Origin of the sequence: Pacificibacter sp., assembly GCF_039769035.1 — a bacterium.
Lineage (GTDB): Bacteria > Pseudomonadota > Alphaproteobacteria > Rhodobacterales > Rhodobacteraceae > Celeribacter.
The window spans coordinates 1-12362 of record NZ_JBDMZG010000064.1 but is presented as its reverse complement, the minus strand read 5'-3'; the positions used below and the strand labels follow the sequence as shown (position 1 = coordinate 12362).

The window sequence follows — 12362 nt, the reverse complement described above, 5'->3', positions numbered from 1 at the left end:
TGGCAAAGCCCGCGCCGGTGCACACCCGTGCCCCCGACGAAAATGGAATATAGGCGTCGCGCAAACATTGTTTGCCGTTGTCGGTCTTGAACCTGTCAGGGTCAAAAGCGTCTGGATCATCCCAAAACCGCTCATGGCGCTGCACATGCCACGGCGACAGTACGATTTGACTGCCCACAGGCACATCACGCTCACGAAACCGCTCTGGGCAGGTCGTCTCACGCACCATCATCGGCACAGGCGGATAGAGCCGCAGCGTCTCGCGAAACACATCCTTGGTGTAACGCAGCTTGGACAGGCTTGAGAACGTCGGATCATCGCCAAAGGCCTGCCCTTCTGCGGCCACTTTATCTTGCACCTCAGGGTTCGCGGCCAAAAGCCACAATCCCCACGCTAAAGCTGACGCCGATGTTTCATGCCCAGCAAGGAAAAAGATCGCCACTTGGTCGACCATTTCCTCTGCTGTAAACGTCTCGCCCGTTTCCGGATCGGGCGTGGTCATGATCTTTGTCGCCAAATCGTCGGGCGCTGTGCCCGCTTTGATCTCAGCCATGCGCGCGTCCGTCAGCTTGCGGATCAGCGCACGAATGGTCTGTGCGGTGTCTTTGGTGCGTTTGCGATGAAACCGCGGCATCCATTTGGGCAGCGGAATAAAGGCAGCTATGTTTAAAATCGGCTGTTCGCGTTGGTGATCTTGAAACTGGGCAAAGACATCACGGGCGATCTCATGCTCAATCGGGATCGAAAACAGCGTGCGAAAAATCACGTCAGCGGCAGCATGTGAAGTCTGCGGCTCGATATCAATCGGGCCTTGCACGCCGTCAAGCCGCGCAACGGCGGACTGAGCAGACGCCACCATCGCCTCGAATGTGTCACGCAAACGCCCGCCTTCAAACGCGGGATCAATGATGCGACGCTGGCGTTTCCACGCTTCGCCATTGGTCAAAAACACCGACCCCTCGCCCAACAGCGGCTTCAACCCTTCGGCAATGCGGCCAGATTTGGGAAAATCCATTGGCCGCTCATTGAGCACCCGTTTGATTAAATCCGGCTGATTGACCAAGTAACTGCGGAAAAACGGCGTGCGAAATTCGGCCATCCACGCGCGGTACAGCTTGGCAGGCTGCGCAGACAGAATGTCTTTGCGAAACAGTTTGACGTAATTCAGCAAACTGGTTTTCTCAGGCCGCGCGGTGGGTTTTGGCGGTATCATAAGGCCATCTCGGTATATTTATTTGCAGGCGTATCAATGCGGCTTGGCGTAGGCGCCTGATCTGCAAAGCGATCGCTAAGTCTTTGAGGACCAGCGGTAATTTGAAAGTAATCATACCCCAAAGGCTGATCAAACGCACATAGATATTGGAAGTGCAGTCGGAAGAACCGATGTTTCAAGGTGGCGCGCAACTCTGGCGACAAGGACTGGGTAAAGGCCGCAGAAATCACCAAGGGCCAGCGCTGGTTCTGCGGCGCCACACCGGACACTTTGACCGGATCACACAGCGCAAAAGAACACGGATCACCAGGTGCCGTGACATCAAGCCAAAACAGCTCATCACGGGCAGAAAGATAGGCCAAATCGCGGCGCAGGACTTTGGCGTCTGGCAAATAGCTGACCATTGGCACCACCTGCCCCAAAGACAAAAACGCGAGCTTTGGGCCAGCCTCAGGCACCTGCCCCGCGCGGATCAAATTGGCCAAGACAGACACGCCCAAATGCGCGCCGGACGAATGGCCAACCACCAAAACCTCGTCCCAATCTTGCAGCAAAGCTTCGGCGATATCAGCTTGAAAGCTCTCCAAGCGCGCAAGCAACTCAGGCGGTTCAGCCCCGCGCCAACGCGCGGAATAGCCGTAATCATGCATCAGATAATAGGCGAAAAACTTACCATCTTGCTTTTTAAACCAGCGCAACACGCCATAGGCCAAAGCAACCGAGGCCAGTCCTGCGCCAAGCTGAAACAGCGCTGTGTTCGACATCAGACCCAGCACAGAAAACAGCACCGCGCCCAGTCCGATTGCCACCAACAGCTGCACCAGCAAAATTGCCACGGGATACAAAGCTGCCAAAACAGGCCCGCGGCGCAGCTTCATCAACGCGCCCAAAGCGCCTGTTGAAATGTAAATCCACGCGGTGCGGATCAAGATCAGATAGGTTTGGAAAATGCCGACATCCATGCTCGATTGCACGATGTCAGACCAGACCAGCACATCTATTTCGCTGTGGGTCTCGGTGGCATCAATCAGGCTGTCCACGGACCAGCCAAAGCGCGCGCCGGATTTGGGCGACAGAGACAGCGAAAAGCCAGATATTTCGCCCTGTTTCGCGCCCTCTTTGCGGTACAATTCGCGATACCTGCGCGGTGGAATCGGGTCATAGCCAGGGATGTAAAACACCCGCCGACGCCGCACTTCACCGCTTGTTTGTGTCATTCGTGTCATCCGCTACTGAAAGGCCACACCAGACCATCATGTTAGCGCATGTTTTAAGATTGCGTAAGCGATATCAACCCAATGCGCTCATCGCGGGGAATGTCTCAAGCAACCAATAGCTGAACCGTGAAAAGGCACCGGTCAAAAGCATAAGCCCAACAAAGACCAGCAAGGCCCCCATAAGCTTTTCGATCAGCCCCATGTGGCGTTTCAAACGGTTCATCACCGATATTGCTCGGGTGATAAAGATCGCAGACAACAAGAACGGAACGCCAAGCCCCATGGCGTAAACGCCCAACAAAGCCGTGCCGCGTGTCACAGAACCTTCAGTGGCGGCAATCGACAAGATCGCGCCCAACTGAGGCCCGATGCAGGGCGTCCAACCAAAAGCGAAGGCCAGCCCCAAAACATAAGCGCCAAAGGCCGATCCGCCTTGGTCGCCTGCGTCCAGCCGTGCCTCACGGTCCAAAATTGGAATGCGGAAAACTGATAGGAAATGCAGGCCCAGAATGATGATCACCACGCCGGAGATGCGGCTGAGCAGCACTTGGTTTTGCAAGAAAAACCCACCCAAAAAGGATGCCGTGAACCCGAGGAATAAGAACACCGTCGATAGGCCAAGCACGAACATCAACGCCGGCACGATGGCTTTGCGTGGTGCGCGTTCATCTGTCAGCTCACCCATGGAAATGCCAGACATATACGCCAAATATGGCGGCACGATCGGCAGCACGCACGGGCTGACGAACGAGGCAATCCCCGCCGCGAGTGCGACGAACATGGCGGACACAAGCCCTGCATCAAAGATATCGATTCCAAACATGCTTGTTGTCATGCCACGCGCGCGCCGCGAAGAAAAGCGACGGCTGGTCGCGGCTGGTCACAATCATGTGGGGCAGCGTAACAAAGACGCGCTGTTAAGGCATATTCAAGGCATGAAAAAGGCGGCCTGACTGAACAGGCCGCCCTAAAATGTGTGTAATGTCTATGACTTAGCTGCCCAAGTTCCACCAACCCTTGCGTTTGGGCTTGGCGGCGTCTTCTGGGGCTGCGTCAACCTGTGCGGCTGCGGGTGCAGGCGCTGGTTCGGCAACAGCTTCAACCGCCGCCTCAACGACTGGCGCTTCAGCAACGACAGTCTCAGCAACAGGCGCCGCTTCAGCGGGTGCCTCAGCCACGACAGTGTCGACAACCTCCTGTGCAGGGGCCACAGCAGCCGCAGCTTTCGCTGCCTTATCCGCTTCGATCTCTGCCTTGGTGCGGCGTTTGCGGCGTGCAGGCTTGGGCTTTTCGGCCACTTCACCTTCTGGTGCAGCAGCTTCAGCTTCCGCAGGTGCCTCAACAGTGTCCGCATCGGCCTTTTTACGACGGCTGCGCGTGCGTTTTGGCTTTTCTTCCGCGACAGGAGCGTCTGGAGCATCTGCTTCAGCAGTCACCTCGGCCTCGCCTTCGACTGCGGCAGGTGCCTCTTCGCTGGCAGCATCAGACTTTTTACGACGGGTGCGTTTGCGCTTTGGTTTTTCCGCAGGCGCGTCACCATCCACACCCTCAGCAGGTGCTTCAGAAACCGCCGCTTCAGCAGCATCCGCAGACGCAGCTGCGTCAGTTTCTGCGTCAGTCGCCTCTACAGCATCAGCGGCCTTGCGACCACGGCCACGGCGCGACCGTGTGCGTTTGGGTTTGGTCTCTTCCGCTTCAGCATCAACAGGGGGTTCATCCCCTTCAGGTGATGCGGCTGCTTCAGATGCTTCGCCATTTTCAGACGCATCAGATCCGTTTTCTTCCGCAGATTGACCCTCGACAGCGTCACCGGATTTACGGCGACGGCGACGGCGGCGGCGGCGTTTTTTCGGTTGACCTTCGTCCCCTTCCGCATCAGGTGCAGCGCCATCTGTTGCCTCAGCTTCAACAACAGCTTCGGCTTCAACAACCTCTTCATCGATTTCGTCCATCAGGGCAGCTGAGGCAGAAATCACATCGCTGGACACTTCTTGGATCACACGGGTCGCGGTTTTGAATTTCTCGATTGAGAAGTCTGGCGAAATCAGATGTGGGTCCGCTTCCATGCGCACGGCCATGCCGTAACGCGCTTCGATTTGAGCAATCTTTTCACGCTTCATGTTCATCAAGTAGTTGATGATCGCAACAGGCGCTTTGAGCAGAACTTCTTTCGAACGACGACGTGTGCCCTCTTCTTCAAGCTGGCGCAAAATGGTCAAGGCCATGTTGTCGTCAGAACGGATAAGACCCGTGCCGTGACAGATATGACATGGCTGCGTGGTCGCCTCGAGCATGCCCGGACGCAGACGCTGGCGTGACATTTCCATCAGGCCAAAGCTTGAGATACGGCCCACCTGAATGCGGGCGCGGTCGGTTTTGAGCTTGTCTTTCAGGCGCTTTTCAACGGCTGTGTTGTTGCGGCGCTCTTCCATGTCGATGAAATCGATCACGATCAAGCCAGCAAGGTCACGCAAGCGCGCTTGACGCGCCACTTCTTCGGCGGCCTCAAGGTTGGTTTTCAGCGCAGTGTCTTCGATGGAGCCTTCTTTGGTGGAACGCCCAGAGTTCACGTCGACAGAGACCAAAGCCTCAGTCAATTCGATCACGATGTAGCCACCGGATTTCAACTGAACCGTTGGGTTAAACATCGAGCCGAGGTAGCTTTCGACCTGAAAACGCGCAAACAGCGGCAGGTTTTCGCGGTAATGCGTGACGTTTTTCGCATGCGTTGGCATAATCATCTGCATGAAGTCTTTAGCAGTGCGGTAGCCAGCAGTGCCTTCAACAATCACTTCATCGATATCTTTAGAGTAGAGATCGCGGATGGAGCGTTTGATCAAATCGCCTTCTTCGTAGATTTTCGCAGGCGCCACAGATTTGAGTGTCAGCTCGCGGATTTGTTCCCACATACGCTTAAGGTAGTCGTAATCGCGCTTGATCTCGGTCGCAGTGCGCTGTGATCCGGCGGTGCGCACGATAAGGCCAGCGCCTTGTGGCACGTCCATATCATTGGCGATTTCTTTAAGCTTCTTGCGGTCGGCGATATTGGTGATCTTGCGTGAAATGCCACCACCGCGTGCAGTGTTTGGCATCAAAACGCAGTAGCGACCGGCCAATGACAAGTATGTTGTCAGGGCAGCGCCTTTGTTGCCACGCTCTTCTTTCACCACTTGGATCAACAAGATTTGGCGAACTTTGATCACTTCTTGAATTTTGTAACGACGTGCGCGTGATTTGCGCACCGGACGGACACGCTCTTGTTCTTCGTCTTCTGCGTCGTCTTGAGCGGCCTCATCAGCAGTTTCAGCCTCTGTCGTCGCAGGCGCAGCTTCGTCTGTTGTTTGCTCAGCCGTCTCTGCTGCAGCTTCAGTCGGCGCAGCTTCGCCTTCTTCAGGTGCAGTCTCTTCAGATACAGTCTCGTCAGATGGCGCGTCTTGAGCCGCAGCTTCAACAGCAGGAGTTTCCTCTGCAGCAGGCGCATCCGCATCTGTTGCAGCCTCAGCAACAACGGCCGCGTCTTCATCAGCGGCTTGCGCGTCAACAGAAGCATCATCGTCATCTGTTGGCTCTTCAACAGGCGTGTCGCGCACAGTGAAGGCAGGCGATGTGCCCTCTTCAACCGCAGGCATGCCTTCGATCAACGCATCGGCTGCATTGATTTCCGGCTCGATCACATCCATGCCAGACGCAGACGCGGGTGCTGTCTCAACGTCTGCCGTTGCTACCGCATCAGCGGAAACATTCATTTCGGCTTGGCTGCGCGAACGAGACCGCGTGCGGCGGCGGGTGCGTTTGGGTTTTTCGTCTTCCTCGTCTTGCGCTTTTGCGTGGGCCAATTCTTCGGCCATAAGCGCTTCACGGTCAGCAACCGGAATTTGGTAATAGTCAGGGTGAATTTCTGAAAACGCCAAAAACCCGTGACGGTTTCCGCCGTAGTCAACAAACGCCGCCTGAAGCGATGGTTCGACCCGTGTTACTTTTGCGAGGTAAATGTTGCCAGCGAGCTGACGTTTGTTTTCGGATTCAAAGTCAAATTCCTCGACCTTGTTTCCGTCGACCACCACAACGCGGGTCTCTTCCGCGTGGGTGGCATCGATAAGCATCTTTTTAGCCATTGTAATCTTTCGACACCCGCAATCGGCCCGTCCCTTAAAAAGGTGGGCGAGCGAAATTGGGGGTGATTGTTGGGGGCGATGGCAGACGCGGGCAAAGGAGCGGGGGCGCTAGCGCCCTCATTCAACTCGATTTTTGCCTCTGCGCGTTGCATCGCGTTTCTTTCTTGGTGCCTATCAAACAAAAAGTTGCGGCAGCCATTCATAAAAACCCTGAGCCGAAGTACGGACTTTTGGGCGTTGCTCTGCCGCGCGGTTTTGTCATGCCTGCGGCGTTATCGGTCTGCTATCCAAGCGGGCGGCACATCAACTTTGGTGCCCTCTCCAACGCTCGTTTGCAGCGAATTTGTCAAAGCAATCTGCCGACAACACCGTCGTTGGCAAAACTGCATCCCTTATCAGTAGTCGGCACGCTAGGCGAATACAACATCGAATTTCATCCACAGGTTGGATTGGTCATATTTCTCAAGGGATTTGACCAAAAGTGCCCCAACGAGACCGCGCCATTTGGATCACATGCCTCACGCAACATCACGACACCGCACCGCGCCAGCAGCCGCACGGCAGTACCTGTGCCGCAAGCTGCGCCACGCGAGATGCTGCCATAAATCCCGAAGCTCTCACACGATTGCGGTGTAAATTCTGCCTAATCGAAACCGCGGGCAAACACAGGGCTGACCATCGCCACGGCCTCTTTCAAATTGCGCGCTACCATTTGGCCCAAATCTGGCAAAGGCACATCGGGGCGCAAATCTGGGATCTGCACAGCGCGGCACCCTGCCCGCATGGCAGCCGTGATGCCTGTGTCGCTGTCTTCAAAGGCCGCGCAGTCTTTTGGATCAAGTCCCAAGGCTGCAGCGCCTTGCAAATACGGCGCAGGATCGGGCTTGTTGGCCGTGACTTCATCGCCCGCAATCACCGCCACAAAATGCTGCAAAATTGCTGCGCGCTTCAATTCATGCTGCGCAGCATCGCGCAAGGTCGATGTCACAACCGCCATCCGCATTCCCGACGCTGACAGCCCCTCAATCACCTCACGCACATAAGGGCGCAGAGGCACATCCGCCTGCATCAACGCCTGTTTTTGCGCGTTCCATTCTGCGCCGAAACGCATGACATCAGCGCGCCCCGCAAGATAGGCTTCGGCCTTGGCCGCGTTCACCTTTTGCGACCCGCCAATCAGCGATAAAAAAAACGGCTCCGCTTCGACGCGCGCAATTCCGTAGCCCTCACAGACCGTCAAAAACGCCTGCAACCCCACGCGTTCGGTGTCCAAAAGCAACCCGTCCATATCGAACAGATAGCCCTTTGGTGCAGGGTTAAAATTCAAATCATCCAAGGTAATCAGACCTTTGCAGGCTGTATTTCGCCATTTTCTCGTTCAAAGTCCGACGCGGCAAGCACAGCTCATCCATCACCGACACGATAGAACCCTTGTGACGGCGCATAGTGTTGTCGATCAACATCCGCTCAAAAGCTTCCACATATTCTTTCAAAGGCTTGCCTTCGGTGGTCATGGTTTGATGCTCGGTTTCATCGCCTTCCGACAACAACAACGACGCAATCGTACCCGATCCACGACGGTTTTGCAGCGCAGCCCGTTCGGCCACGTTGGTCAACTGGCGAATATTGCCAGGCCACGGTGCTTGCAAAAGCTGCGCCGCTTCTTGCGCAGAAATTTCGCGGGTCTCGCAGCCGTATTCTTCCGAAAATTGCTGCGACAATTGCGTGAACAACAGCAAGATATCTTCGCCGCGCGCACGCAGCGGTGGCAGGGTAATCTTCATCGCGGCCAATCGGAAATACAGATCAGGGCGCAGCTCGCTTTCGCAGGTCTTGCCCTGCTCTTGCAGGTTACAAATCGCGATCACACGGGTCTCGGGCGGCGTGCCTTGATCGTTCATCCAAGACGACAAACGCGCCTGCAAATCGGACGGCAAGGCCTCGATATCTTCCAAGACCAAAGTGCCGCCACGCGCCTCTTCCACCAATGGCACAATCTGCCCGTCAGGATCAGGCCCAAACAAGCGCTTGGCCAATTCATGCTCTTCGCGCCCCGCGCAAGAAAACGTCACGAACTTCTTCGACGCGCGCGCGCCAACGGCATGCAGCGCATGGGCCACAAGCGTTTTGCCCGTGCCGGTTTCACCATCGATCAACACGTGCCCATCAGCTTGGCCCAAATCCAAAATGTCTTCGCGCAGACGCTCCATCACTGGCGAGGCCCCGATGAGCTTTTTCATCAAGCCAGTGCCATCAGACAGCTCACGCCGCAACGCGCGGTTATCAAGCGTCAAACGCCGCGCCGTCGTGGCCTTTTTAGCAAGCTCTGTCATGCGATCAGGGTTGAACGGCTTTTCCAAGAAATCAAACGCACCCACGCGCATGGCCTCAACCGCCATGGGCACATCGCCGTGCCCCGTGATCATGATCACCGGCAGGCCAGAATCCACAGACATCAATTTGCGCAAGAACTGCATCCCGTCCATGCCCGGCATCTTGATGTCCGAAATGATCGCGCCTGGGTAATCAGGCCCCAAAGCCTTGAGCGCCTCTTCAGCGCTGGCAAAGGTTTCGGTGTCAAATCCGGACAACGCCAGCCATTGGCTGATCGATTGGCGCATATCTTGTTCGTCATCAACAATTGCGATCTTCATTGCAGTGGCCATGAAACGCGGTCTCCTCGTCATACACAACTGAAGGACTTCAGTTGCTCTACTGTCTGGCACCAGCCAGTCTAATTATCAAATGCGCCTATTGCGCAGCCGTTAGGCTCTCTTGAGATATAGGAAGCATCATTTCAAATTCAGCCCCCCCGTCACTCCAGTTACGCGCCGTTAAACGCCCTCCCAACTCGTTGACGATCCCCGATGAAATGGCAAGCCCCAAGCCAACCCCGTCACCGGGCGCCTTGGTGGTGTAAAATGGCTCAAACAACGTTTCGAGATCCTCGATCCCTGCCCCGTTGTCGCGCACCAAAACCGTGGCCTCTTCGCCGCCGGCCACCAAAATATCGATCTGCGGATCGGCCACATTTTTGGAGGCGTCAAACGCATTGCGAAGCAGGTTCACAAGCACCTGTTCCAAGCGCACGCGATCGCCTTGCACCATCACCGGTTCGGGCGGCAAGGTGCGCTTGATCTCAACCGATCTTTGGCGCATTTGCGGCTCCATCATCGACAAGGCCGAGGCCACACAATCCCTTATATCTATGGGTTCTAGCTGATCTGAACCCTTGCGCGCATAGGATTTCAACTGCCGCGTGATGGCCCCCATCCGGTCAATCAAATCATCGATGCGCCCAAAGGATGCCAAGGCCTCATCGGGGCGCTTGCGTTGCAGCAAAAGCTTGGCCCCCGCCAGATAGGTTTTCATCGCCGCCAGCGGCTGGTTCAACTCATGCGACACCGCCGCCGACATCTCGCCAAGCACCGCCAATTTCGATGATTGCAGAAGCGTTTGTTCGGCCACTTCAAGGCTGCGTTCGGCGCGTTTGCGTTCGGCGATTTCCCGCTGGAGCGCGGCGTTCAATTGGCGAAGCCCTGCCGATTCCCGTTGGAAAAGCCCCGCGCGCGACACCGCTCGGCGGGAGCTCAGATAAAACCCGACCGCCAAAAGGATGGCAAAGCCCATGATTTCAAACGCCAAAAACGCGTTCACGCGGTCGCGCACAGAACTGTAAGTGGTGAACGACGTCATGCGCCAGCCGCGAAATGGAATGCGGTTTTCAAGCCGCATCACCGCCTCGCCGCCCAAATAGGCCTCTGCGGGGGTAGCGCTCCAATCGGCGGTCACGCGAAAAGCGCGCTCGATCGCTGTGGGCGCATCGGTCACGGACAAGGCCTCGTCTTCGGTCTTGGACCGCCAGCGCGGTTCCGTCGACAAAATGATCTGCCCGTCAGCATTGGTCACGATCACCGCGTCCGAAATGCCCGACCAGCTTTGTTCAAACTTTGCCAAATCCACCTGCACAACAATCACACCCGCCAAGGCGTCATTCACTTCGATCTTGCGACTGTAGGTGAACAGATAGCCGCCGCTTTCACGCTGGGTGGTGTTGAAAATCGTGTCGTTGGAGCGCAATGCGTCGATAAAACTGGGTTCTTGGCGCTGATTGGTGCCAAGCAAGAACCGGTCTGTCGCGGCCACAACCCGCCCGCCTTCATCCAACAGCAAAATCGCCGCAGCGCCGATTTCTTCGACGTAGGAAATCAAGTGTTGCGAGGTCTGCGCGTAGTCATCCGTGTTCAACGCCGAGACCAGCACCGGATCGCGCGCCAGCAAAATCGGCACAATCGAGGTGCGCTGCAATTCCGACAACAGGTTCCCCGAATACAAAGCCTGACGCACTTCAGCACGGTTTCGGGTCAAAATCGTATAGCGCTCGGTCAAAAACAGGTTCGTCACCCAAATCACCACAAAGGCAACCACCACAAAGGCCACAAGCGAAATCCGCCCACCCCAAGTGAGCGTCCGTGGGCGCGGCTGGGATGGTGTGGTGACAGGAACAGAACGATCAGGCATGGTCACAAGGTACGCTGGCGCGAAGGCGCCCTCAAGCAAAGATACGGTTTTCTCAGGGGCTTACGCGGAATTAAGCTTACGCCGCCGCCCCAAACACAAAAAACGCCCTCAAATTGAAGGCGTTTTCTAAAGTCGTTCTCAATGTCAAAAGCCTGCGCTTAGGCTGGCACAACCGCCGACACGAGCGATGTGAAAAAGCCTTTGCCGTCTTCATTGCCATGGGCTGCTTCTGCAGCACGCTCTGGGTGTGGCATCATGCCAAGCACGCGGCGGTTCGCAGACAAGATGCCTGCAATATCGCGCGCAGAGCCGTTTGGATTGTCGCCGTAACGGAACGCCACGCGATCCTCAGCCTCAAGCATATCCAAAGTGGAGGCATCAGCCGTGAAGTTGCCATCGTGGTGCGCAATCGGCACGCCAATGGTCTGACCCTTGGTGTAGTCCGATGTGTAGGCACTGTCTGTGGTTGCAACAGTCAAAGGCGTTGTCTTACAAATGTATTTCAAACCAGCGTTGCGCAGCAAAGCACCAGGCAAAAGCCCCGCTTCGGTCAAAACCTGAAAGCCGTTGCAAATACCGAAGGCATAGCCGCCGCGTTCCACGTGCGCTTTAAGCGCTTGGGTGATCGGTGAATTGGCCGCAATCGCGCCACAGCGCAGGTAATCGCCGTACGAAAAGCCACCCGGTACAGCCACAACATCCAAGCCATCAGGCAAAGAGGTTTCTTTGTGCCACACCATCGTGACATCCGCGCCCACATTGCGCAGGGCCACAGCCATGTCGCGGTCACAGTTCGAGCCAGGAAATTGCAATACGGCGGCTTTCATCAGGGGCTACTCCTCGGCAGATGATGGGCTTTTGGATTCCTGTGCCTGATACGCTGAAGGACGCCTTGGATCAAGCCCCATTGCCGCACTTGGGGCGGTATATGCGACGGATAACTTAGCCCCACTAACATCCGCACCAGCGTCTTGCGCAATGCAACACCCGCAACACAAAAAAAAGCCGCCCCAAACGGAGCGGCTTTTTGATTTTAAAATCTCCGAAAAATCAGAGAATTTCAATCGCGTAGCTTTCGATCACCATGTTGGCCAAAAGCTTTTCGCACATCTCTTTGATGGTGTCTTCAGATGTGCCATCGGCCAGATCCAATTCGATCACTTTGCCTTGGCGCACATCGTTGACGCCGTCAAAGCCCAACGCGCCAAGCGCGTGGCGCACGGCTGCGCCTTGTGGGTCCAAAACACCGTTTTTCAGCATTACGTTAACGCGGGCTTTCATAGTCAGGGACCCTTT

At 56.0% G+C, this 12362-nt stretch carries 10 protein-coding genes; 1 reads left to right on the top strand and 9 read right to left on the bottom strand.

What is annotated here, in order from left to right; all coding sequences use genetic code 11:
- The 4 genes from ABF287_RS06350 to ABF287_RS06335 all read right to left on the bottom strand — a co-directional run.
- A partial coding sequence (locus ABF287_RS06350; protein WP_347184174.1) for a cytochrome P450 occupies positions 1-1213 on the bottom strand: 1213 nt, incomplete at its 3' end.
- A complete protein-coding gene (locus tag ABF287_RS06345) occupies positions 1210-2430 on the bottom strand; it encodes a SoxR reducing system RseC family protein (RefSeq protein WP_347184173.1) in 1221 nt (406 codons plus the stop codon). The genes ABF287_RS06345 and ABF287_RS06350, both read right to left, overlap by 4 nt.
- A gap of 73 nt (positions 2431-2503) precedes the next feature.
- On the bottom strand, positions 2504-3253 hold the full coding sequence (locus ABF287_RS06340) for a cytochrome c biogenesis protein CcdA (protein WP_347184172.1): 750 nt from the start codon (positions 3251-3253) through the stop codon (positions 2504-2506).
- Positions 3254-3422: 169 nt separating this feature from the next.
- Positions 3423-6545: an Rne/Rng family ribonuclease gene (locus ABF287_RS06335; RefSeq protein ID WP_347184171.1), complete on the bottom strand. Its 3123-nt coding sequence runs from the start codon at positions 6543-6545 to the stop codon at positions 3423-3425.
- A gap of 167 nt (positions 6546-6712) precedes the next feature.
- Here ABF287_RS06335 and ABF287_RS06330 point away from each other — a divergent pair, with 167 nt between their 5' ends.
- The gene (locus ABF287_RS06330) at positions 6713-7150 is read left to right on the top strand and encodes a hypothetical protein (RefSeq protein WP_347184170.1); all 438 of its coding nucleotides are present in this window, start codon (positions 6713-6715) and stop codon (positions 7148-7150) included.
- Positions 7151-7188: 38 nt separating this feature from the next.
- Here the strand turns inward: ABF287_RS06330 and ABF287_RS06325 are convergent, their stop codons facing one another.
- From ABF287_RS06325 to purS, 5 genes are all read right to left on the bottom strand, one after another.
- A complete protein-coding gene (locus tag ABF287_RS06325) occupies positions 7189-7881 on the bottom strand; it encodes an HAD family phosphatase (RefSeq protein ID WP_347184169.1) in 693 nt (230 codons plus the stop codon).
- A complete protein-coding gene (locus tag ABF287_RS06320) occupies positions 7874-9211 on the bottom strand; it encodes a sigma-54 dependent transcriptional regulator (RefSeq protein ID WP_347184168.1) in 1338 nt (445 codons plus the stop codon). The genes ABF287_RS06325 and ABF287_RS06320 overlap by 8 nt, the downstream gene beginning before the upstream one ends.
- An 85-nt stretch (positions 9212-9296) precedes the next feature.
- Positions 9297-11066, bottom strand: a complete 1770-nt coding sequence (locus tag ABF287_RS06315; RefSeq protein ID WP_347184167.1) for an ATP-binding protein — start codon at positions 11064-11066, stop codon at positions 9297-9299.
- A 158-nt stretch (positions 11067-11224) separates the two neighbouring features.
- Positions 11225-11893, bottom strand: a complete 669-nt coding sequence (gene purQ, locus ABF287_RS06310; RefSeq protein WP_347184166.1) for a phosphoribosylformylglycinamidine synthase subunit PurQ — start codon at positions 11891-11893, stop codon at positions 11225-11227.
- 223 nt (positions 11894-12116) lie between these two features.
- The gene (gene purS / locus ABF287_RS06305; protein WP_347184175.1) at positions 12117-12347 is read right to left on the bottom strand and encodes a phosphoribosylformylglycinamidine synthase subunit PurS; all 231 of its coding nucleotides are present in this window, start codon (positions 12345-12347) and stop codon (positions 12117-12119) included.
- Positions 12348-12362 lie beyond the last annotated feature (15 nt).

What these genes read in the sequence shown, in the direction of transcription:
- ABF287_RS06340 (WP_347184172.1), bottom strand. Translation starts at nt 3,253, where the DNA reads ATGTTTGGAATCGATATCTTTGATGCAGGGCTTGTGTCCGCCATGTTC.
- ABF287_RS06345 (WP_347184173.1), bottom strand. Translation starts at nt 2,430, where the DNA reads ATGACACAAACAAGCGGTGAAGTGCGGCGTCGGCGGGTGTTTTACATC.
- ABF287_RS06320 (WP_347184168.1), bottom strand. Translation starts at nt 9,211, where the DNA reads ATGGCCACTGCAATGAAGATCGCAATTGTTGATGACGAACAAGATATG.
- ABF287_RS06315 (WP_347184167.1), bottom strand. Translation starts at nt 11,066, where the DNA reads ATGCCTGATCGTTCTGTTCCTGTCACCACACCATCCCAGCCGCGCCCA.
- ABF287_RS06335 (WP_347184171.1), bottom strand. Translation starts at nt 6,545, where the DNA reads ATGGCTAAAAAGATGCTTATCGATGCCACCCACGCGGAAGAGACCCGC.
- purS (WP_347184175.1), bottom strand. Translation starts at nt 12,347, where the DNA reads ATGAAAGCCCGCGTTAACGTAATGCTGAAAAACGGTGTTTTGGACCCA.
- purQ (WP_347184166.1), bottom strand. Translation starts at nt 11,893, where the DNA reads ATGAAAGCCGCCGTATTGCAATTTCCTGGCTCGAACTGTGACCGCGAC.